This is a genomic window from Sphingobacterium sp. UBA2610 (assembly GCF_002339225.1).
Taxonomy (GTDB): Bacteria; Bacteroidota; Bacteroidia; order Sphingobacteriales; family Sphingobacteriaceae; genus Sphingobacterium; species Sphingobacterium multivorum.
Map to the genome: position 1 here is coordinate 15,600 of NZ_DDKA01000032.1, position 20,889 is coordinate 36,488.

At 39.7% G+C, this 20,889-nt stretch carries 24 protein-coding genes; all 24 read left to right on the forward strand.

Translation table 11 applies throughout. The features are described from left to right. Nucleotides 1–17: 17 nt before the first annotated feature. The 24 genes from B4Z47_RS21145 to B4Z47_RS21260 all read left to right on the forward strand — a co-directional run bounded on the left by B4Z47_RS21145 (nt 18) and on the right by B4Z47_RS21260 (nt 20,835). Entirely contained in the window at nt 18–986 is a 969-nt protein-coding gene (locus tag B4Z47_RS21145) for a hypothetical protein (RefSeq protein ID WP_286727868.1), read from the forward strand. 84 nt (nt 987–1,070) lie between these two features. Further along, nucleotides 1,071–1,559: a hypothetical protein gene (locus tag B4Z47_RS21150; RefSeq protein ID WP_286727869.1), complete on the forward strand. Its 489-nt coding sequence runs from the start codon at nt 1,071–1,073 to the stop codon at nt 1,557–1,559. A 3-nt stretch (nt 1,560–1,562) separates the two neighbouring features. Then, nucleotides 1,563–2,129 carry a hypothetical protein gene (locus B4Z47_RS21155; protein WP_286727870.1) on the forward strand — a complete coding sequence of 189 codons (567 nt, stop codon included), beginning with the start codon at nt 1,563–1,565 and terminating at the stop codon, nt 2,127–2,129. A gap of 69 nt (nt 2,130–2,198) precedes the next feature. Next, nucleotides 2,199–2,447, forward strand: coding sequence for a hypothetical protein (locus tag B4Z47_RS21160; RefSeq protein ID WP_286727871.1), 249 nt, complete (start codon nt 2,199–2,201; stop codon nt 2,445–2,447). Nucleotides 2,448–2,475: 28 nt separating this feature from the next. Continuing rightward, nucleotides 2,476–3,183 carry a hypothetical protein gene (locus B4Z47_RS21165; RefSeq protein WP_286727872.1) on the forward strand — a complete coding sequence of 236 codons (708 nt, stop codon included), beginning with the start codon at nt 2,476–2,478 and terminating at the stop codon, nt 3,181–3,183. Then, nucleotides 3,176–3,760: a hypothetical protein gene (locus B4Z47_RS21170; RefSeq protein WP_286727873.1), complete on the forward strand. Its 585-nt coding sequence runs from the start codon at nt 3,176–3,178 to the stop codon at nt 3,758–3,760. The genes B4Z47_RS21165 and B4Z47_RS21170 overlap by 8 nt, the downstream gene beginning before the upstream one ends. Then, on the forward strand, nt 3,753–5,267 hold the full coding sequence (locus B4Z47_RS21175; protein ID WP_286727874.1) for a hypothetical protein: 1,515 nt from the start codon (nt 3,753–3,755) through the stop codon (nt 5,265–5,267). The genes B4Z47_RS21170 and B4Z47_RS21175 overlap by 8 nt, the downstream gene beginning before the upstream one ends. A gap of 150 nt (nt 5,268–5,417) precedes the next feature. Continuing rightward, the gene (locus tag B4Z47_RS21180) at nt 5,418–6,251 is read left to right on the forward strand and encodes a DNA adenine methylase (protein ID WP_286727875.1); all 834 of its coding nucleotides are present in this window, start codon (nt 5,418–5,420) and stop codon (nt 6,249–6,251) included. 283 nt (nt 6,252–6,534) lie between these two features. Continuing rightward, nucleotides 6,535–6,810, forward strand: a complete 276-nt coding sequence (locus tag B4Z47_RS21185; RefSeq protein WP_286727876.1) for a hypothetical protein — start codon at nt 6,535–6,537, stop codon at nt 6,808–6,810. Continuing rightward, nucleotides 6,807–8,171: a hypothetical protein gene (locus B4Z47_RS21190; protein WP_286727877.1), complete on the forward strand. Its 1,365-nt coding sequence runs from the start codon at nt 6,807–6,809 to the stop codon at nt 8,169–8,171. The genes B4Z47_RS21185 and B4Z47_RS21190 overlap by 4 nt, the downstream gene beginning before the upstream one ends. A gap of 12 nt (nt 8,172–8,183) precedes the next feature. Continuing rightward, complete coding sequence (locus tag B4Z47_RS21195) at nt 8,184–9,227, forward strand: DUF6712 family protein (protein WP_286727878.1); 1,044 nt, start codon at nt 8,184–8,186, stop codon at nt 9,225–9,227. A gap of 1 nt (nt 9,228) precedes the next feature. After that, nucleotides 9,229–9,639, forward strand: coding sequence for a hypothetical protein (locus tag B4Z47_RS21200; protein ID WP_286727879.1), 411 nt, complete (start codon nt 9,229–9,231; stop codon nt 9,637–9,639). Next, on the forward strand, nt 9,596–10,057 hold the full coding sequence (locus B4Z47_RS21205; protein WP_286727880.1) for a lysozyme: 462 nt from the start codon (nt 9,596–9,598) through the stop codon (nt 10,055–10,057). The genes B4Z47_RS21200 and B4Z47_RS21205 overlap by 44 nt, the downstream gene beginning before the upstream one ends. A 150-nt stretch (nt 10,058–10,207) precedes the next feature. Beyond that, nucleotides 10,208–10,729: a hypothetical protein gene (locus B4Z47_RS21210; protein WP_286727881.1), complete on the forward strand. Its 522-nt coding sequence runs from the start codon at nt 10,208–10,210 to the stop codon at nt 10,727–10,729. Between the two features lie 132 nt (nt 10,730–10,861). After that, entirely contained in the window at nt 10,862–11,584 is a 723-nt protein-coding gene (locus tag B4Z47_RS21215) for a hypothetical protein (protein ID WP_286727882.1), read from the forward strand. Continuing rightward, a complete protein-coding gene (locus B4Z47_RS21220) occupies nt 11,574–12,104 on the forward strand; it encodes a hypothetical protein (RefSeq protein ID WP_286727883.1) in 531 nt (176 codons plus the stop codon). The genes B4Z47_RS21215 and B4Z47_RS21220 overlap by 11 nt, the downstream gene beginning before the upstream one ends. After that, nucleotides 12,076–12,906, forward strand: coding sequence for a hypothetical protein (locus B4Z47_RS21225; protein WP_286727884.1), 831 nt, complete (start codon nt 12,076–12,078; stop codon nt 12,904–12,906). Before B4Z47_RS21220 ends, B4Z47_RS21225 begins: the two co-directional genes overlap by 29 nt. After that, a complete protein-coding gene (locus B4Z47_RS21230; protein WP_286727885.1) occupies nt 12,903–13,373 on the forward strand; it encodes a hypothetical protein in 471 nt (156 codons plus the stop codon). The genes B4Z47_RS21225 and B4Z47_RS21230 overlap by 4 nt, the downstream gene beginning before the upstream one ends. 90 nt (nt 13,374–13,463) lie before the next feature. Next, nucleotides 13,464–13,955, forward strand: a complete 492-nt coding sequence (locus B4Z47_RS21235) for a hypothetical protein (protein WP_286727886.1) — start codon at nt 13,464–13,466, stop codon at nt 13,953–13,955. A 59-nt stretch (nt 13,956–14,014) separates the two neighbouring features. Next, entirely contained in the window at nt 14,015–15,592 is a 1,578-nt protein-coding gene (locus tag B4Z47_RS21240; protein ID WP_286727887.1) for a hypothetical protein, read from the forward strand. Between the two features lie 15 nt (nt 15,593–15,607). Next, the gene (locus tag B4Z47_RS21245; RefSeq protein WP_286727888.1) at nt 15,608–15,976 is read left to right on the forward strand and encodes a hypothetical protein; all 369 of its coding nucleotides are present in this window, start codon (nt 15,608–15,610) and stop codon (nt 15,974–15,976) included. Nucleotides 15,977–15,978: 2 nt separating this feature from the next. Continuing rightward, nucleotides 15,979–18,279: an SGNH/GDSL hydrolase family protein gene (locus B4Z47_RS21250; RefSeq protein WP_286727889.1), complete on the forward strand. Its 2,301-nt coding sequence runs from the start codon at nt 15,979–15,981 to the stop codon at nt 18,277–18,279. A gap of 2 nt (nt 18,280–18,281) precedes the next feature. Further along, nucleotides 18,282–18,770, forward strand: coding sequence for an N-acetylmuramoyl-L-alanine amidase (locus B4Z47_RS21255; protein WP_286727890.1), 489 nt, complete (start codon nt 18,282–18,284; stop codon nt 18,768–18,770). Nucleotide 18,771: 1 nt separating this feature from the next. Next, entirely contained in the window at nt 18,772–20,835 is a 2,064-nt protein-coding gene (locus B4Z47_RS21260) for a hypothetical protein (RefSeq protein WP_286727891.1), read from the forward strand. Nucleotides 20,836–20,889: the final 54 nt, after the last annotated feature.

Consider the following 20,889-nt stretch of genomic DNA (forward strand, 5'->3'; position numbering starts at 1 on the left):
AAATTTAACCGTGTATAATGAGAATTAATATTGATGAAGTAGTAGCCGAATTCGGCAGCTATTATGTAGATGGTGGGCAAGGGATGCAGAACCTTCAAACGGTTTTGATGCAAAGATCTGTTTTTACGCAATCATTTCCTTTATTGCCTACGGACAGTACTGTTGTTTATAAAGCAACAGCATCGATCAAACGTGTCTTGCAGGCATTTCAGCGTAAGTTTACGCCGATTGCGGGTAATGAGGTCAAATTTGAGTTAGAGAAAATCGAGCTCGACCATGTTAAGATCGATGAATTGATCTCTCCAGATGAGATTATGCCATCTTGGCTCGGCTTTTTGGCTGAGAATAAGCTTGAACGTAAGGATTGGCCTATTGTACGTTATATTTCAGAACAGCTTATTATTAAGCAGTACTATGCTGATTTAGAGCTTTTGGAATCCTTTAAAGGTGTTAAAGGTGCGATCGTCGATGGAACAGCCTCAGCAGCTGGTGCATCTTTAAATGGTGTCCGGAAAAAGATCCGTGATGGGTTTGCTGCCGGGAAAACAAAACAGATTGTATTGGGTGCTCTGCCTTCCGACCCAGTTGCATTAGTAACCTATATTGAAAACTTTGTTAAAAGTATTCCTGCCTTAATCCGTGTCGAATTGGATGAAGTTTCTGTTAGTTTACAGGTTGAACAGACATATCGCGAAGGAGTTCGTAAAAAGTACAATATGAATTACGAGCAAAAACCAAATCTTTCAACTTTGATCGATCATCCTCAGATTACTATCAAGGGGTATCCGGCTATGGATGGTAGTGATATGATCTACACTACTCCAAAATTCAATAAGGCAAATCCAATGAAGGCTGGTGATAACCAAGGTAGATTTGATGTTCAAAAGGTAGATCGTGACGTGAAGTTGCTTTCTGACTGGTGGATCGGATTAGGATTCTGGTACTTGCCTTATGTGTACCACAATGACCAGGACTTAGTAGCATAGGCTTTTTCATAGTTAAGTAAATAGTTGTTTTGGTTGTGGGCAGGTCCCACAATCAAATTTTTAAAAATTAAAAGATTTAAAGCAATGGCTGAAAATGATAATAAATCAACTCAACAAGAGTTGGATCCGGCGACAGCAAAGATTATCGCTGGAAAGGACAAAGAAATTGCTGCTCTAACAAAAGAGCGTGATGCGCTGAAGTCTAAAAATGAAGATTTGACTTCCAAGAATTCTAGTCTTGAGAACGATCTTGCTATTACAAATACCGAGAATAGTAATTTGAAAGTTGATAACAAGTCACTTAGTGACTCAGTCGATGCCCTAACAACTGAACGTGACGAAGCTATGGAGCTGATGACCACGATGTCAAAATCTCTTGAAAAGGTTCAAAAAGCTGCTAAAGATGGGTTTCAAACTTTGGATCATAAGGGTAAAACCTATTCTATTCATGGGAAAACGTTCTTTTTTGAAGGAAAGGAATTCACGACCGAGAATCTTTTAGAAGATTCCGAGTTAGTAGGGCGCTTGCTGAAACTTGGTGTTGGATTCTTAAAAGAAGTAAAGGAGGACTAATTTATGCCATTAAATGCAAAAGATATTGTTTTTCAACAGGGTGTTTTCAATCCTGGTGGCGTAGCCGGTGAGGTCTATTACGCATTTACTGAAGATATAGAATCGTGGCCCGCTGCGCTCTCTAAAATAGTTACCGAAACTGCTACAGATTTTGACGATTTGGTTACGGTAAAGGCTGCCGATGATTTTAAATTTAAGACAGGTAAGTCTTTCAAAAGGCTATACGTTACTTTGGAAACTGGAGAACTGAAGTATTCGCTGATCGGAGCTCGTGACGGGAAATCTTTCCAAAATTCAATGGAAGTATCTTATCCGAAAAATGATGCTACAATCTCAGGATTTGTTGCGTCAACTGCCAATCGTAGGATGGTATTTATCGCCATTGAGCAGAATGGTACCGCAAAGGTTCTGGGAACGAAACAATTTCCGGCTCAACTTGAGACAGCTGAAGGTGCAACAGGTAAGTTGATCGAGGATCCAAATGCTTTGGTGCAGACCTATATTTCTAAATCTCCGATTCCTCCTGCTATTTATGAACCGCCAATTTTGTTGGAGCCGGTCGGTCCGTAATTGTATAAGTTGAATTCGTAAAATAAAAAGGCTCTTGTTGAAGAGCCTTTTTTGTAAAATACATGTAGTATGAATGAAAAGATTGTTAAAATCATCAATATCCTGGAGGAGAAGTTTTTTGTGCCGGTTCGGACTGATGGGGAAAATATTTTGATGGAGCGCGATGAGATTGAGGAGCAAGTAAATGTATATTGGAAAAAGGAAGGTAATTGGGAAAGTTTAGATGTTATTGAAGCTCTTGATTATTTGCAAATACCAGCTTTCTTAAATGATTCAAACGTAATAGTTTATATCTATAAGCCGAAAGTGTCGTTTTAGCTAAAATTGGCTCAAATACCTTTGATTTATGGCAATTTCCGTTATTCAAAGGTATTTAGAAAACTCGCATCGCAGCTATGAGGAAGGCCGCGTGTTATTCGAAAAATTTGCCTCGAGCAAAGTTCTGATTTCTTTTTTCCGAAGCGGATCATCACCGCTTCATTTTAATCGTTTACTTGAGGAGCTGAAGAAGCTCTCTCAGGATGATCGCCCATCCCATGTCAAGATCACCTCTGATACAGTAGAGAAATCGGTCATTGCGCCATTGGAATCTTTTGACATCCCTGCTAAAGCTGCTTTGAATGAAGATTATTTCTTATTTCCCGAAAAGATCAAAGAAGTAGTCCGGAGGAAAAACATGCATTATCGACGTGCACAGCAGTTATTTATTGAAATAGGTTTTACGGATGATCCGGACAAACGATTGGAAATGGCTGAGACATTGCTTAATGATCATGAGCAGGTAAACGCCTGCTGGGCTGTTATTGACGAATATAAGGAGTCAGGTAAAATTTTGGTGGAACATGTAAGGTATATCAAAGAGGAAATCAATGAATTACCATTGGACAAATTGCTCTCTCACCTCAAGAATATTCCGCCCAACATATCTAAAGATAAAAAGAAGCTAGAAACTCTGTCTGATGGGCCAAAAAAAGCAAAGGTGCTTTCTCGGTATCAGGTCAATCAAATTAAACTGGACCTCGTTAAAAAGAGATTGGAGGTGCTAAATGGCTAAACCAATTTCAATAGATTCCAACAAGGATGATATCCTAAGCTATCTTAAAGATCCCGATTCAAAGGAGTCCGATCTCACTGCTAAGCAAACCAAATTGCTTGAGTGGTATGTGGATGCTTATACATTATTCCGGAATTACAGCTCAATGACCGAAACAATAACTGTTCTCAAAAAGTTAGGAAGTCTTCGTGATAATCCGATTTCCAATTCAACTGCTCGGCGATATATTAATGATGCCCTAGAGATTTTTGGATCGGTTGGCCGTATGAAGGCCGATGTCATTAATCACATTGTTATTGAAACTCTTCTCGATGCCCGGATTATGGCCAAAAAACAAAATAATGCTATGGCCTTAAAGGAAATTGCTAAAGAGCTGCGAGCTGCTGGAGTCAACGATGAAGCAGGAGCATTGATCGCTGATCAGATCGAGCAGCATCAAGTTATCATTTCACTTGATCAGACAGCTCAGCGTGCATTGCAGAAAATACACGCCGGAGGTGTCATTGATCTGGGTGATATCCTAAATAGTATGTCTGAAGAGGCTCAGGTGATTGGGGAGGAAAATAGTAATGGTTGAGATTTCGAAACCGAAACTTCAGGTACGTCGCAATCTTGCACAGATCCTGATCCGGACTGCTCCACAAAAAATTAAAGTACTGGAGGGAGCCAGGGCTGTGGGGAAGTCAACAGTTCTAGCAGATGAAATGTCAGAAACAGCATGCGATATGCCCCGATCAACAAATTTCCTTCAGGGCCGGACCTATCAGCAAATTTTGACCAGGACATTGCCGTCTACTATTCTTTCTCTGGAGACTTTGGGCTATAAGAATGGGATACACTTCACGATCGGACAAAAGCCGATCTGGAAGAAATACAACCTACCTTATGAACCACCTTTGGATTGGGGTAAGACTATCGCCTGGTGGACTGGAGCAGTGTGGGTGATGCTATCTCAAGATGTTTCTTCCAGGGGTATCAATACGTGCTCCGGATTAGCAGATGAATACTGTGAGCTTGATCCGTTAAAATTCCAAGCGGAAACTTATGCAACTCTACGTGGAGGGAAATCTCATTTTGAACATAAGAAGCGGTGGCTGTCTCAAGTGTATGTTAGTTCTATTCCCAGAACTCAAGAGGGTAAACATATCTATACCTATGAGCAGGCTGCTCTAACTAATCCGGATGAGGTATTTTATTTACGTGCGCCTACTCGGATCAACGCAGAGAACCTCCCAGATAATTATTTTAAGATGCAACGTCGTATCATGTCCAAATATGAATACGATATAGAGATAGAGAACATCCGGCCAAGGGCTGTTGGTGGAGGATTCTATCCGGCATTCAATGAGCGGTTATTATGTTATGATTCCTTCGATAATGATTATTTAAGGGGTTTAGTGGATGAAGACGTTGGTTATGATCGGACCAAATTTGAGAAACTTGATTGCCGAGAGGTAACCGATATCATACCGAGCACACCGTTGGATATTGCCCTAGATTATGGTAAGTTCTGCTGTATAGTTACTGCTCAGGAAACTTTCCTGAATGAATGTAACTTCCTTTCCTCTATTACTCCTGAAGAAGCTGGAGAAATGCTTGAGGTACTTGTACAACGGTGGTGCGATTATTATCAGCCTCATCCCACTAAGCGTGTGTCATATTGGTATGATCAGACGGCGATCGGTAAGGATGGTCGTTCACCTAAAACGTATGCCGATATCGTTGTTGAAGTTCTGATCAAGAATGGGTGGGATGTGGATCAGCAATATTATGGTGCAGCACCTGAACATTCGGATAAGTATAAGTTCTGGTCTATTGCAATGCGTAATGATCATCCATTGCTGCCTATCTTCAAATGGAACCGTACAAAGTGTAAGTATCTTATCGAGTCGATCAATAACTCAGCAGCTAAGGAAGGAAAGTTTGGTCCGGAGAAAGTCAAGACGGACGAGCGCAAGGCGCACGTCGATCAACGATACACCACGCACCAAGGAGATGCCATGGATATGATCGGGTACTTTAAATATTCACATCTTATTGAGAGCAGCCAGGGATTATGGCTGCCATCTAGGTCTTCAAGTTAAAGAAGCCCCTCGACTTGCCTTCGAAATTCTCACAATCAAAAACCATACAGTGCATAACACACCGACGTGTCGAGGGGTATAACCTGACGCGATGTTAGAGTTATGCAATAAAGTTTTTGATTGTGAGAGCACAAATTTAATAAAATATATATGAAAGCAAGTAAAAATTACAATTCGTCGCCGCTGCCGTTTATGGGACAAAAAAGAAGATTCCTCACAAAATTTAAAATAGAGCTGGAGAGCTTTGATCCAAGGGCCACTTATGTGGATTTGTTTGGTGGGAGTGGGCTATTAAGCCATACAGTTAAACAACATTGTCCGGATGCACAGGTCATATACAATGATTATGATAATTTCTCCAAAAGACTTGAGTGGATTCCTAAGACCAATAAGCTCATTCGGGATATCCGCGATCTAGTGTTTGACCTTCCTAAAGATAAGGCAATACCATTTGAAAGAAGGCAGGCGATATTGGATAGGGTTTATTCAGAGGAGAAGCATTTAGGGTATGTTGATTATATCACTTTATCATCTAATCTGCTCTTTGCGATGAATTATGCCATGAGCTACGATGAGTTAACAAGGCAGGTATTTTATAATACACTCAGAGAAACCCCCTATAGCGCTTCGGGATATTTAGATGGAGTTCAAAGGGTATCGATGGATTACAAAGCGCTATTTGAACTCTATCGTGATCACTCTAATGTTATATTTCTCGTTGATCCGCCTTACTTATCCACTGACGTTTCAAGTTACAAATCCTCTCACTGGAAGTTATCTGACTACTTAGATGTGCTGGATGTACTTGAAGTAGAGCAATATTTCTATTTTACTTCCAACAAGTCTAATGTTGTAGAGTTATGTGAATGGATAGCTAAGAAAGTTCCAGGAGCTAATCCTTTCGAACACGCTATGGCTATTTCTCATTCAAATAATCCTAGCTATAACGCAAAGTTTACCGACATCATGCTTGTTAAACGATAGAAGAGCCGCTTTAAGCGGCTTTTTTTTTGCACTATTCTCCAGGAACCAAAATCATATTCCGTGGGGGTGTAAACGGCAATTGCCGTTTTAGAACAGGGCACGGCGGGCTTCGAGTAGACACTTTTTACAGTTTTTGGAAAAATTAAAATTTTTAAACTGTTGATTTCTAGGTTATTGTTGTGTTTTTGGTGAAGTTTTTTGAAACATTAATGGTAACAGGTTGAAAATCAGCTGAAATATGTTCTTGTCGTTTCTAATGGACTTATTAAATAGATTTTTGAGCATGGATAAGATTTCTTACACTGAAATGCTCAAAATACTGGACCGTTGCCGATATCAGTCTTCAGACGAAACGCTATCAATAACTTTTTTGAAATGCGATCGCAAGCGCAGAACTGGAGGACAGTGGCAGACAATTGAAAAAGGGCAGATTTGTGGTTTGCCATATTCGGTACGAGAAAATGAAATGCGTGGTATTGTTAACCTGGATTCAGGTATCAAGACAGCTTTTCACATCCAGTTAGTTTTCGAAATAAATGGCAAACGCGTTTTCAAATGAGTACTAGACATACACAATTTTCCAGAGATGGTTTTCCGCTATATTCTTTCAGAGAAGGAAGCTCTGTTGTCCTAACAAATGCGTCAGCTGGAAAATCCGGGGAATCAAGCATTGCGAATTTTTCTACAGTCCTTCCTAATAAAAATGAATATTCGGGAGGACGTGATTGGGTGCCATGGGGGAAAAGTGATAAGTTCCCTGACGAAATGTGGTCTATGGCTCGCAAAAGTGGTGTAGCCATGAGCGCGCTGAGGTTATTGAATCTAAAATTGTTTGGTCAAATGGTTGTCCCGGCTATTCCGAGAGAATTAGACGATAACAACCAGATGAAATATGACCTGGTAAAAGATCAGGAGGTGCGCGATTTCTTCAAGCGTTCCAATTTTGATGTTACCAGATTGGCCATTATCCAGGATTATAATGCATTGGCAAACTCTTTTCCGTTGTTGATGCTGAATGAGGACCGGTCGAAAATCGTCCGGATCGGTCATGATAAGGCCCGAAAGTTTCGATATCGTCCCTACAATGAAAAAAGTGGCCGAATAGAAAAGGCCATGCGATCGGCAAACTTTCCTTCACCTGCAGATGACTTTGACGAGTTTGATGTGATCGATTCGAGAGACTGGTTTTCGGAGGTTGATCGTATCAGGCATGTTGAAAATGGTCACAATTATGTTTTTCCTACCTATTATCCTGATCCGGAGTTTGATTACTATTCCCTGGCTCATTGGGACGGTGTTCGCTCGAATGGCTGGCTGGAGATATCCAACTCGATCCCTTCTTATAAACGGGCCATCTTTAGAAATCAAGCAGCAATTAAATATCACGTAAAGATTTCGATGTCTTACTGGCTGACTAAATATCCTAAATGGGCATCAATGGGTGAGGCGGAAAGGACTAAGGCAGTCAATGATCAGTACGATGAAATGGATAAATATCTTACTGGTACCGAAAATGCCATGAAAACATTTGTTTCATTTTTCGATATAAACAAATTGAATGGTACAAGTATTCCTGGTATCGAAATCGTAGCGATAGATGATAAGTTGAAGTCTGACGCTTATTTACCTGATGGCGCAGCAGCCAATGCCGAAATTCTATTTTCAATGTTAGTTAATCCGGCGATTTTTGGACTTGGTATGCCGGGGGGATCATACGGTGGTGCCAACCAAGGTGGCTCTGATATCCGGGAGTCTTGGTTGGTGATGAATGCGATAAATGCCGCTGATCGTGCTATTATTTATCAGATGTTTGATTTTGTCCGGGATTATAACGGTTGGAATCCTGATATGACGCTTTTGACGCTGGATAAAGTGTTGACTACTACGGATACAGGTAAGGGAAGTAAAATTGTTAGTTAAAGAGGTAATATCATGAGACTATTTTCAGATATCAATGAGATCAAGCAAAAGATAACGTTAAATGGTACGTTTGAGCTATCCAAAATTCGTCCTGATATCAGCCGGACAGAGCGTTCCCAGATTCAGCCCTTACTCGGTAATGATTTCTATAATGAGTTAACTCAGAAATATGCGGAAGCATTAGTTGCTCTGGAAAGTAAGACTGAAGCCGAAAAAAAGAAAATAAAGGATTCCGGCACTCAATACCAGCTAATGGATGCAAAGTATTGGCCAGTGATGGAAATCGTTCAGGATGCCATCGCCAACATTACTTTCATGAATGGGATAGACCAGGTTCAGGTGAGTATTGGAGATAGTGGCGTAACTATTTCTACAAATGATACAAAAAAGACTGCTTTCCAGTGGCAGATAGATAATTTGAAGTATCAATTTGCAAGCAATGGTTTTAATGCCCTTAATGAGCTACTCCTGTATCTGGAAAAAAACCTGTCTGATTTCCCAATTTGGGCACAAAGCGACGCATACTTTGAACAGAAGAAATTTTTTGTTGAAACTGCTGAGGTCTTTTCTGAAAATTATCAAATCAACGCCAATCGGATGACTTACCTAACGCTTCGATACATCATGAAGCGTGTAGAATGGAATGATGTCCGGCCAAAGATCAGCGAACCGCTATTCTTGAAATTGAAAGAAAAGCAATTGTCCGGATACGCAACTAAAGAAAAGATTTTAATGGAGCGCTTTCTAATACCAGGAATCGTATTGCTGACCGTGGCCAAAGGTATCGTCGAGCGTGCAATAGAGGTGACTGATCTTGGCGTTCAGATCAATCTTTATACCTATTATGTGACCTTGAAAGATGCCCGTAAAAAAGGCGGAGACAGTGAGCGCGAAAAGATGATCGAGCAGCTCACGAATGATGGTAATAAATATTTAGATGAAGCGAGAAATTACATCGACGCGAATGAAGTGGATTTTCCGGATGCAAAGGGTGTTGAAACGGAAATGAGTTATAGAGTAATTAATAAACCTGAAAGCGGAATTTTTGGAATGTAATATGGAAAACGAGCAATTCTCACTTATACAGCTGGTAATGGCTGTAATTAGCTCCGGAGTTTTATCGACAATCGTAACCTACTGGACGAGTAAAAAGCAGACAAACGCTGTGATCGAGCAGACTAATGCCACTGTTGATGAACAGGTGCGTACAACTTATGGGGAAATGATCAAAGATCAACGTACGCAGATCGGATTTCTTCAGGATCAGATCGAAACTGCTCTGAAGCGAGAGCAAGAGTATGTCGCGCTTTTAAATAAAGCCAATAGCTTGACTAATTCGCTGTCTGCAGAACTTGCAGCTTGTCAATTATCGATCAAGAATTTGGAGACTACAAAATTGAAGTATGAACAAAAATTAGCCATGTATGAAGATATCGCAAAACGCGCTGAGACTCGTCAAGGGGTTTGAGGAGCTTAGGCTAAATGCGTATCCGGACAATTTTGGAGTTTGGACGCTCGGTTATGGTACGGTACGATGGCCGGATGGCCAAAAGGTGTGTCAAGGCGACCGAATTAAAGATGAGGCGGAAGCGTATAATCTACTCCAATATTCGCTTATATCTCCGTCCAGAATTGTTAATACTCACGTGGATGTTAGGTTGACACAAAATCAGTTTGATACTTTAGTGTCAATAGTTTATAGTATTCGTGGTTTGGCATTCAATAGGTCTAAATTGCTGAGTCTATTGAATGATGGTGATTATTTCAATGCAGCTGAAGCAATACTTGAGATTCCAGCTGAAAAGTGTCGCATGAGATGTAATAGAGAATTAGGACATTTGAAACGTAGACGCTTAAGGGAGCGCGAATTGTTTCTTACAATATAGGTTTGTTATTGTTGGTGATTTATTGCAAATCTGATCCGGGAGTGAGGTTAAGAACAAATTTCGCTCCTGGTTCTTAAAGTTAAATTAAATGGTTCCGGGTATAAATGCGTGAGGGTGGTTTTTGGTTGGCCACCCTCTTTTGATTTAGTTATGATAAGGCTTTTTTACTTCATTCTTCTATTACTATCCCTGACAGGGTGCAATCTTTTTCGTAAGAAAACGGAGAGCACCCTTTTTTCTGCTGGCAGGGATAGCTCCTGGCGTATTAGGAATGCTTCCACACTGCAGGGAAATTACATCGTTAAAAATAGCTCGGGATCAGTAGCACTTGAAGCTAGAGGTTTTGATGAGTTCAACATAAATAAAGATGGAAGTATCAAAGCAATCGGCCAAAAGGGAGTATTGTTGTATAATGGTGTTACCAAAGATTCGTCTGCAGCTGGATCATCTTATCAAAAAACTTCAGCTACTAATGTTGGCCATGTCCAGGATTCTACAAATTTCAATACCCAGGTGCGAGTTGATTCTGGGGCAAAAGTAGATAAATGGTTTTCCTGGTGGTTTGTAGTCGGTGTGGTGATCGTGATCATCGTTTTTATCCTAGTGTTTTCTAATGTAGGATGGCCGGCAATTTGGAAAAAGTTTATGAGCTTATTTAAAACTAGAGCATGAGATACTATTTTTTGTTTTTTAGTTTTTGTCCGGTATATGAGAAGTTCATTGAATTGGATGCCTCCAAAATTAACATTGTTCCGGCGCATTTGTCAAAAGAGTATTACTTAAGAAAAGGATTTGAGCTTAGTTATGAATAAGAAGGAAGCTTTACAGTTTATGAAGGATGGCTATAAAATCAGCCATGACTACTTTCAAGATCACGAATGGATGACTATTCGGGATGGCAAAATACTTTTAGAAGATGGTGTAAAGTGTTCCATCGAGGAGTTTTTTGCTTATAGGACATCAAGTGATTGGGAAGAGGATTATTCCTTCTTTTTCGAAAGAGATAGGCAAGCATATGAGCATGCTAAGTACCATGACTCCCTAATAAATTCATTGAGTTTAGCAGAATTGGCAGCCACACCTTCATATCTCTGGGCAAATATGGGGCTATTAAAAAAACAAATATCTGAATCTTCCGAAAAGAGTGTTAGATCAATTTCATTGTTGGGAGGTTCAGCTTCATTGGCTGCGGAGACTGTTATAAAATTTTCTAAGGCAATGGCCATGTGTGGTCCAGTGCTGGCGGATACCATCACGCGTGCAAAAATACTTGACGAGCGTGGAAAATTTGGAGAAAATGTAGGAAGAGCTTTTTCTGATTTTTTTATTCAGAAAATAGGATGCGAAGCTAAAACGCAATATGATATCGACAAGATGATTGCTGAGTTAACCCTGGAACGTGGTGTTGGGAAAACTTATTCAGATTGGTTGAAGGAGAAAGGCGTAAAGTATTGTGAATTTATGACTATTTTTTGGGTTAAACAGATGGCTATTTTAGCTGCGAAAGGAGTTGATAATGGGTTATAAGTTTGTTGAGGTCTTTAGGGAAAATGTACCTATAGCGGTCCGATTGCATGACCTTTTGAGATATGTAAAGAAAGCAAGGGAACTTCGTTGCTATGAAATGCGGATCGTAGTGTCATTTGATCCGGCCAATCCTGGTATCGATTTAATATTTGGAAGGCTGATTTTAAATGATAAGCTGAAAGCAGGAGGCTTTTTCCCTGAAAAGGTTGTTATTGCTCCTGGGAAGAACATTATTAATAAATCAACAATGACCGAATATATTCAGTCTCATATATCTGACGCTTTTAAAGCTCAATCTGTATGGGCATTCGGGTGGTTAGAAGTTGCTAAAGAAATTCCTGAAATCAAACGCCGGCTTTTTTTGAATTACAATCCCAGCCTCGATCCAACATGGCTTGAATCTCTATCACAAGAAAAAAGTCAAAAAGAATGGGAAAGGGAGTATTTATGTAATCCTGTACCTGAAGAAACTGAAAAATTAAACAATAAAAATGGAAAAACTAAAAATAACCGGCGCTGATCAGGAGTGGGTTGCCGATGTACCTCAGAGCTGGGATGAAGTCCCTATGAATATTTATCCAAATCTTGCTCAATTATATCTCAAGGAACTGCCTCGTATGACTATCAGCGACAAACTGGTTAGAGTATTGTATTTGTTAGCATTTAGTGCAAAAGATGGAATTGATCGGTTTGATCTCCCACATCTTCAGCAAGCTTTTAAATTGGTAGAATGGGTATTTAATAAGGTGGATATCTCTACAAACATTCTTCCCGAATTTAGGCACAATGACCTGCGTTATATTGCCCCAGAGCCTTTATTGGGAAATATGAGATTTGGTGAATTTGTTATGGCCGAAACATATTTCATGCAGTACTGGGAATATAAGAATCCGGAAATATTGGATAAGCTGATTGCTGTGTTATATCGACCTGAAGGGAAGGGGGCTGCACATGAGATGGGAAATATTGAATATTGTGGTGATCTGCGAGAAAAGTTCAATTCTAATCTGACCGAATTCAGGGCTAGAGAACTTAAGGATCTCGATCTCTCTATTAAAGATGGTATCTATTTATACTATTTAGCTTCCAGATGGAAAGCTTTCGATAGTTACCCACTTGTTTTCCCAAAAAAGAAGAATCAAAAAATTGATACGCCTAAACAAAAAGTGCCTCGATACGGATGGCTAGGTACTTTTGATGATCTCTTAGGGGAAAAAGGGCGTACAGCCGAATCATTGGAAAATGAGTTTGTGCATACAACACTCATGAGCTTGGAACGCGGACAGATTAAATTCAAGGAAATTAAGAAGAATAGAAAATGACGCTAACTAGGTATATGGAGCTTATTACAGCATTTGCGATCGCGGATCCCGATCTTCTGCACACTGAAGAAACTCCAGCGATTTTTGATTGCAGTGCAGACGAAGCTGCAGCAATTTTGCAGGATATCAGTGATCGTATGGTTTTGCTTGTTCCTCCTTATGCAAAAAGCCCGAAAAAGAATAATGCCAATGGAAACATCTGGCTGAAGGAAGGACTGGTAGTATGTGTGCAATATGTCCCATTGGACAATCGCCAACGCAAAACAGAGATTACTGATAAAGCAGAGCGCGTTTTGGATCGGCTTTATTTTTACTTTAATCGGTTGAGGTCAGCTCCTCCAGTGCCAGGACAGGAACCTTTCATGTTTGATCCGCAAATTTGGAATGGCGACTCTATCGGCCCGATTGGTGAGAATCATTATGGTTATTATGCTGAATTGGGTATAAGGGACAGTATAAAGCTTTAATTTCGTTTTTTTTGTTGAATGTTGAGCCGCTGATGAGATATCACCGGCTTTTTTATTATATAAAGCTAATATTATTAGTATTTTTGATAAATGGAGTTGTTAAATATAGTTTATCAGGGGACAGCATTGTCGATCAGATATGAGATTGAAGATCAATCTGAATGTAGAAAAATAACCTGTGACTATTATGTTTATGGAAAAAACGGGCAGAAATATACAATACGGCAGTCATATGGGAAGTGGGATTTTATTGAAGGCGTTTTAAAGGAAGACTTAGCCAATACTATAATCGATGAGTTGATCTATAAATATGAAAAGAATTTCTTGGCATTGTGTTATTATGATGGGAAAAGACAGCTTATACGCATATCAAATCTTGACTATATTGGAAAGAACCATGCTTACAGCTTGATGGTAAATAATACCGATCTTGGATGGATAAGCTATAAGAATGGCTCTGGCTGGGAGCATAATCTTCGGGTCAAACTCACTGCTCAGTGGTTTGGTACGCCGGAAATAGATATCATTATAGAAATGATTGAGAATAGCGATATACCCTGGATTAAAGCTATCTCAAAATAAGATATTTTGTTCCAATTAATTGTCGTTTCCAGATTTCTTTGTAAAAGCATCTTTGTGACATGGCAATTTCAATCGTTAAGCAACCAAACGAAATATCCTGGTCACGAAATCCAGTTGAATTCGAATTCCACACCGACAAGTTGGTTCTTGATGCAGGGCGTCCATTAATTTTTACATTGGATTTTAGTCAAGTTGACAATATAGTAGATAGCGAACTTCATACTCCTGAAAGAACTTATTACTATTATCTTGATTGGTCTTTCACATTGATTGTAAAGCAAACAGAACTACAGTTTTCTTGTGAATATGGTAATCCTGGAGATAGGTTTAAAATTCCACATCGAATAGGACCGGTTGAGACGAAACAGGATTGGTTGGTAAGGGTTAAAAATGCCATTATCAACACCTTTAATCTTGATTCGATTTTTACGGCAACTGTGGAAGGACAAAAGATAAAGTTCTCCTCTGTAGAAAATGACAGTTCATTAGATGTGCAGATTAAAGACGTAACAACCGATTTGGCTATTTCTATTGAGAATATACAGATTCCGGTATCCAAATCATACACGCCAAATCTTAAAATTTTTGTTGAGCTTATCGCAGTTGAGGAAAATATTAAGAAAGTTTTAGTCTCAGCAGCTCTTGTTCCGGATGCGAATGGAAATGCATCCTGGGACTTTTCCAAACCGTTGTCATCATTGTGTGTTGGTGACGGACCGGACATTCCTTCTTTTGATGAACTCACTGTATCAAAAGGAAAAACTGTAAAACAGTTTTTTGTGAGAGCTACGGAGCTTTTCGGAGAACCACAGGCCCCGAGGACTTCAGTTGTTACCAGCCACTTCTTTGTGGCTTATGGTGGCTTACCTAAAAACTTGCAAAATTTGAGTTTACAAGTATCTATTATAGATGGTGATGTTGTTCGATTTTTATCTTCTGCTGAAGAAAAAACAGTTGTACCGGATCAACCGAGTTGGTTGTCATGGATAAATCTTGAGGAAGTTCAGGACAATGTTAAGGTAGAAGTCGAGCTTGTATATAATGATGGAGCACCGTTTATATTTACAGCTCATTCTATTCCTGAAGTAAAGAAATATGAGAAGGTAATCATCCCAGTTGGGCTTGATCAGATCGATGCTAATAGCCATTACCCGGAACTAAAAATCGTTTCCTATGGAGTTTGGCTTGAAAGTGATGGTGTAAAAATCTCTAATACAATGAAGTTTTACATTGATGATACTTTGCATCAATATAAACGTCTTTTTATTTATCTGAACTCAATGGGATCGCCCGAAAGCCTTTTTACTTCAGGTAAGAAAGCAATTTCATATGAAATTGAAAAGAGCAGTGCAGTCATTTCTCAATCCGGAATCTTTGATCTAAAAGTTGGTGAAAATATAGACCTGGATATTATGCTCGAGAACAAAGAGAAAATCAATACGGGTTATAAGTCTTATTCTGATATCCTATTATTCCGAGATTTCATTTTAAGCCGTTGGAAACTAACATTGATCGGCGCACAATGGTGGCCAGTCAATATTGCATCATCATCTATTGATGAGTTTCAAGATGGCAACGGTCTCTTTGCATTCTCATTTGAGATTAGCAGCCAACACTCCCAGGAGCTATTTTTTTGATAATTAAATAATGCTATGGATTATAATATTGATTTAAATGAGTTTGATATCACAGTCGTCCGGGGGACAACTGAGGAATATCAATTTTGGGGTTGGGAAGTGGTCGAAGAAGATACAGGAGATATCGTGCCTTTTTCTCTTATTGGAAAGGAAATAAAAGTGCAATTTAAAAGTGATTTGAATCAGGATGATATCGCTCTCGAACTTACTGTTGCGAATGGTGGACTGACTATCGAACCCAATAAATTAACCATGAACTTTGGCGTGAATACGATCGATTTGAAGCGAGATGTCTATTTCTACGATATACTGGTGATCGATGGTTCCGACCGCACAACATTTGTCAAAGGAAAATTAATATTAACCGGAATTGTAACTAAATAATAATGGCAAAATCATATAAAGTTACTGTATTCGCTGGTACCAAGGTGGTCGCGGATATGGCTCAGCAAGTAAAGAATGCGACTATCGATGCTTCATTAGAATTAAAACCCATTGCAGGTGGAGCAACAGAAGCTACGGCAGTACTGTTACCTATCCCGAATCCTTTACCAACTAATTCAAATCGTAAGCGTACAAATGCAATCGGCTGGTATAAAAATGCAACAGGGCCAGCGTGGGAAGCCCCTAAGGATGCAGATAATGTTAATTGGTGGAGTTATGAAACAGGGTTGTGGAGTTTAGGTAGTAGTGTTCCTAAGCCGAAAGGTAAAGATGGGCAGGGTATCCTACCTCTTTGGAGTGCATCATTCATTGATCCTGATTCAGGTTTAGCTGGGTATAAAAAAGATACTCAAGTCCGGGATTCAAATGGAACTACGTATGTTAGTAAAAAAGACACAAATACAAGTTCATTGACGAATTTAACAGACTGGCAAGCTGTGAATATAGATGGCCGAGTTTCTGAAATAATTCAGAATAAGACTGGAAGCTGGGAAGCTGGATTTGTCGCCTTAAAGTGGTCTGATGGCTATTGGACATTAACAGGAGGGACTGCCAATGTGCCATGGGCAAAGCGGTCTCAAAAAATTCCTGTAAAAAAGGGGATGGTTATAAAGGTATCAGTTGGCTTATCAGCTACAGCTGGAACTATTCCTTATGCTTTGTTTTTCGATACTTCTGATACTTTTAAAAGCTATTTTGGGACTTTTACACCACAAAATTCTCCAGTACCAATTACTGTGTACACACTGACAATATTGGATGACGGTTTCATCACTTTAAATACCAGTACAGATAATGCTGCTTCATCAAAGGTAGAAATAACACCGCCTGACAATATATATGTAGCGCCGAGCAATGTAGTTAAGGATATCGAGTATAATATTCCACAGGTAGATAAAAAAGAGAATGATGTAACTAGCGCTGAATCAGTTTCCCAATTTGTTAAATCTAACTTTACAAAAGTAACTTACCTAGCTAATAGATTGAAAGATGAAATTTTGAGTAACGATTTTGTTAGAATGCAAGAAGCTAACAGTGCAACTTCATCATCTTTTAAAGTAGAGGATAGCTTATATAAAATTCAGGCAGCCTGGAGCCCAACAGGTGATTTGCCCTTCAATGCGCTTAGAGTAGGATATAATTTCAAAGCAGCTAACTTACAGAATTTTATAAACGACAGATTTGTATTTGTGATTAAAGGAAGAGCTAAGGGCTCTAATTGCAGGCTGGCGTTTAAAAAAGGGACTGTTTCAGATATTTTAATAAACAACTTAACAAGTGATTGGCAAAGTTTCGAATATAAATTTGCTGGTGATTTCAGAGGAAATTTACAGGGAGCGGATTATCAATGGATCATTTCTTTAATAAACGTTACTACAGCCACACCAGCAAGTATTGAAATCGAGATATCAGCATTGGGTATGTTTAAGGAAATTCAAAATTTCGCAACATCTGACTATATAAATGTACTTAATAATTCAGTAGGTTACGTTCCATTTTCAGATAAGAAAATTCTTAAAAGTCCATACAAAGGTTTAAAAATGTGTACTCTAGGGCACTCAATTGTTTACCAAAATCAGTGGCAGCCATTGTTATCCGAGCTACTTGGTACAGTATACGATTTATCCGAAACAAGAGGAATTGTAACTAAGCAACCTTTAGGCTTGGGTGGTTCCTGGTTTCGAGCTGTTTACACCAATTCAACACCTTGGAGTTATGATGTAGAACCAAGCCAAGCTAACGGTAAACAAGGTTCATCTATTTATACAAGAGCTGACTGGGTCGCGCAATATAAGCCTGACTTAATATTTGTATTCAATCCTACTAATGACACATTAACACCTGCACTTGTTGGTGAGGTCACTGATCCAATATATACAGGAGCTGAATTGTCAAGTAGTGATGCAAATGCTCCTACGGTAATATCTTCCGTTAAAGGAATATTCAAAAAATTAGGTCAACAAAATCCAACCGCAAAAATTGTTTTTTGCTCTGACCTACTCAATGCTTTTAATTACAATGATCCTCAATCTGCTTTAGATAGAATAAGCAATGCGAACTTAGTATCTAGACATAATAAGTTTAAAACAGTATGCGAAATGTTCGGTGTTCAATTTATTGATTTACTTCATAATACTTGGAATGTTTACGAGGCTAGTTCATATTTTATACCTACAGATACAGTTCACCCTAACTCGCTGGGAGGTGAGAAAATAGCAAAAAATATTAATTCAGTGCTTTAATCATGCAAGTAAAAAACAACTTACTTTACAAAAACGACGGAACTCCAGTAGGGTTCCGTCCCACCCCTAACAAAGGGAGCGTAATCACTCCAATTTATATCGTGATGCATTACGATGCAGCTCCGAATGCCACAAGTGCGATCAACTGGATGACTGATCCGGTAAGTCAAGTATCGGCACACTTGCACATTAGCCGGGAAGGTGTTGTTACCCAGCTGGTGCCGTTCAATCTAAAAGCCTGGCATGCTGGAGTGAGTAAATGGAGAGGTTTATCCGGATTAAATTCCTATAGTATCGGGATTGAGATGCAGAACACCGGTACACAGCAATACACCGATGTTCAGATCAATGCTGCAATTGAAGCTTGCAAAGCGATTATCGCGAATTATCCGATCAGAGAGATCATTGGCCACTCCGATATCGCTCCAGGAAGAAAGCCTGATCCGGGGCCACAATTTCCCTGGGCAAAGTTTAAACCGCTAATCAAATAGCATGACGTTACCTTTTGCAATAATCACGGATGATGGCATTGCGCTGGATGTTTCGCCGGACAGTAAATTGACGGTTGAATTTGTTGCGACGACCTTTAATGAGGAGACCGTGCTGAAGGGATCCTATACGTACCCCGTGACTTTTCCGCCGACGGAGAAAAATGATAAGGCTTTAGGTTATGGCCGGTTCCTTGAGAACCGGCTTGGCCGAAAAGCGATTGATGTAAATATTTCGCTCCTGGGAATGTCCTGGAAGCGTGCGAGGCTAGAGTACGATATCTCCGCAAAAGGCAATTACGACGGGTATCTTATTGTGGATAATTCACTTGTAGCGGATCTGATGAGGGATAAGACAATTGCTGAAGTATTCACGACGACGATTAACTCTAAATTTGTATCGCATAAATCGATCCGGATTGACGGACCTGGAGCAGGCATCAATGACAAAATAGTTGCCATAAATAGTTCTATAGGTGTCTATCCATTCTGTATGCCAACATATTTAAATCCAATGGCCGATGGAGTTTTGAAAACAGATGGATCTGATGGTGTTAACTATGACGAGTCTATAGTCAATGATTTCTCTGAAGGTTACACGATTAGAGGTATGCGACTTTATGGAGCTTTTTTCTATCTGACGTGGGTAATTAAGGAGGTCTGTAGTTTTCTGGGTTTTCAGGCTGAGGGATCGTATCTCAACGATAGTTTTATTAAATCGTTGATCATTGACAATACAGGCACCAGGACTGGCGATGATATATTGGCCAATGGAACGATCAATCCTGCCCAGCATTTACCGAAGCTGTCCATTGCGGATTTTTTTAAAGCGCTGCGCAATGATCATCGGGTATTAATTTACTTCGATTCGCAGACGAATAAGGCATATTTTGAAAAAGCCACCAAAATACTGTCTGATGTGGATCGCTTGGATGTCTCCGGCATGCAGATTAAGGATTCGCTACGCATAAAACGACAATCAATAAGTGCATATAAATTGCTCACTAAAGTAGATGATGCTGATGAAATGTACAAGGTGCTGCCATACGAAGGTTCAGTGATCGTCGGATACACAGACACTTTTAAAGAAGTTGAAATGGCTATAGGCCGGCCTTTTATGTGGGCCGAAAAGCTTTGGAATATCGAAGGGGTGAGATTGCCCCGAAAGACACAGATGGGAAACTGCTATGGAGTAGCTCTGTCAAATATGCCGGCATACAATGCTGATAATACGTATGGCAAGAATTCTTTTGCTTTCAGGCTTCTTTCTTATAAAGGATCAGTCGGTTTTGGAGGCCCTGTATGGATTGCTGAAGCTACAGCTGATGATATTGGCAATCTGAATAGAACCTTTGATAATTCGTTGGCGCTTGGCGGAGATAAAGGGGTGATCAATAGGTTTTCGCTAGCCTGGTATGCTTATTATTGCATATCTGAGCAGGTGGAGATATCGGCAAAATTTGATGTGGTCCAGTTTATGCGGATCAACCCATTACAAAAACTCCTCATCGTAGATGAAAATAAGGCGAAAGTAGAGGCGCTTATTGACAAGGTTACTTTTGAGCCAGCGAATAATTCAGAGCGCATCGATGCGAAGGTTATTTGTTATCCGCACTATGATCTGAACGCGATCGCTTCTGGATTTAGGGTGGTGATCAATTCTCCTGAGACTATTGATCCGGAAGGTAAACTTTATGCTAAGGTTCTTTTGAAAATTAAACCTAACGGTAATAGTTACCGAAGTTATGCCGATCTTATTTTGGAGTTGTACCAGGACAGTCAAACGTCTATTCCGGCTCTCTCTGTAAATAATCTAAATGTGCATGTAGACAGGAGAATTGTCAACTTTGATGATCAATCCATTCGCGAGGAGGGGCCATATGCTGACTATGTGGTTTCCGAGAATGTAACTGTTCTGGCTGCAAATGTAGATCGGTATTGGTGGAGATACAACGGAAGGGATGCTCTGATGTATTATTTGGTGAGCGATTCGTCTTTGTTGCATGATAAATTTGAAATCATGGGACATTGGATTGTTCAGCTTGATGGCCAACGTGTTCCTTATTAACGTATTTTTATATCACTAATCGACGGCTCCTTCCAGGGGCCGTTGTCGTTTCAT

Excerpts from the sequence above, each read along its gene's own strand:
- B4Z47_RS21205 (WP_286727880.1), top strand. The coding sequence starts at position 9,596 with ATGAAGATATCGCAAAACGCGCTGAGACTCGTCAAGGGGTTTGAGGAG.
- B4Z47_RS21175 (WP_286727874.1), top strand. The coding sequence starts at position 3,753 with ATGGTTGAGATTTCGAAACCGAAACTTCAGGTACGTCGCAATCTTGCA.
- B4Z47_RS21225 (WP_286727884.1), top strand. The coding sequence starts at position 12,076 with ATGGAAAAACTAAAAATAACCGGCGCTGATCAGGAGTGGGTTGCCGAT.
- B4Z47_RS21260 (WP_286727891.1), top strand. The coding sequence starts at position 18,772 with ATGACGTTACCTTTTGCAATAATCACGGATGATGGCATTGCGCTGGAT.
- B4Z47_RS21230 (WP_286727885.1), top strand. The coding sequence starts at position 12,903 with ATGACGCTAACTAGGTATATGGAGCTTATTACAGCATTTGCGATCGCG.
- B4Z47_RS21185 (WP_286727876.1), top strand. The coding sequence starts at position 6,535 with ATGGATAAGATTTCTTACACTGAAATGCTCAAAATACTGGACCGTTGC.
- B4Z47_RS21150 (WP_286727869.1), top strand. The coding sequence starts at position 1,071 with ATGGCTGAAAATGATAATAAATCAACTCAACAAGAGTTGGATCCGGCG.
- B4Z47_RS21145 (WP_286727868.1), top strand. The coding sequence starts at position 18 with ATGAGAATTAATATTGATGAAGTAGTAGCCGAATTCGGCAGCTATTAT.
- B4Z47_RS21250 (WP_286727889.1), top strand. The coding sequence starts at position 15,979 with ATGGCAAAATCATATAAAGTTACTGTATTCGCTGGTACCAAGGTGGTC.
- B4Z47_RS21180 (WP_286727875.1), top strand. The coding sequence starts at position 5,418 with ATGAAAGCAAGTAAAAATTACAATTCGTCGCCGCTGCCGTTTATGGGA.
- B4Z47_RS21200 (WP_286727879.1), top strand. The coding sequence starts at position 9,229 with ATGGAAAACGAGCAATTCTCACTTATACAGCTGGTAATGGCTGTAATT.
- B4Z47_RS21190 (WP_286727877.1), top strand. The coding sequence starts at position 6,807 with ATGAGTACTAGACATACACAATTTTCCAGAGATGGTTTTCCGCTATAT.
- B4Z47_RS21215 (WP_286727882.1), top strand. The coding sequence starts at position 10,862 with ATGAATAAGAAGGAAGCTTTACAGTTTATGAAGGATGGCTATAAAATC.
- B4Z47_RS21210 (WP_286727881.1), top strand. The coding sequence starts at position 10,208 with ATGATAAGGCTTTTTTACTTCATTCTTCTATTACTATCCCTGACAGGG.
- B4Z47_RS21160 (WP_286727871.1), top strand. The coding sequence starts at position 2,199 with ATGAATGAAAAGATTGTTAAAATCATCAATATCCTGGAGGAGAAGTTT.
- B4Z47_RS21245 (WP_286727888.1), top strand. The coding sequence starts at position 15,608 with ATGGATTATAATATTGATTTAAATGAGTTTGATATCACAGTCGTCCGG.
- B4Z47_RS21255 (WP_286727890.1), top strand. The coding sequence starts at position 18,282 with ATGCAAGTAAAAAACAACTTACTTTACAAAAACGACGGAACTCCAGTA.
- B4Z47_RS21165 (WP_286727872.1), top strand. The coding sequence starts at position 2,476 with ATGGCAATTTCCGTTATTCAAAGGTATTTAGAAAACTCGCATCGCAGC.
- B4Z47_RS21240 (WP_286727887.1), top strand. The coding sequence starts at position 14,015 with ATGGCAATTTCAATCGTTAAGCAACCAAACGAAATATCCTGGTCACGA.
- B4Z47_RS21170 (WP_286727873.1), top strand. The coding sequence starts at position 3,176 with ATGGCTAAACCAATTTCAATAGATTCCAACAAGGATGATATCCTAAGC.
- B4Z47_RS21155 (WP_286727870.1), top strand. The coding sequence starts at position 1,563 with ATGCCATTAAATGCAAAAGATATTGTTTTTCAACAGGGTGTTTTCAAT.
- B4Z47_RS21235 (WP_286727886.1), top strand. The coding sequence starts at position 13,464 with ATGGAGTTGTTAAATATAGTTTATCAGGGGACAGCATTGTCGATCAGA.
- B4Z47_RS21195 (WP_286727878.1), top strand. The coding sequence starts at position 8,184 with ATGAGACTATTTTCAGATATCAATGAGATCAAGCAAAAGATAACGTTA.
- B4Z47_RS21220 (WP_286727883.1), top strand. The coding sequence starts at position 11,574 with ATGGGTTATAAGTTTGTTGAGGTCTTTAGGGAAAATGTACCTATAGCG.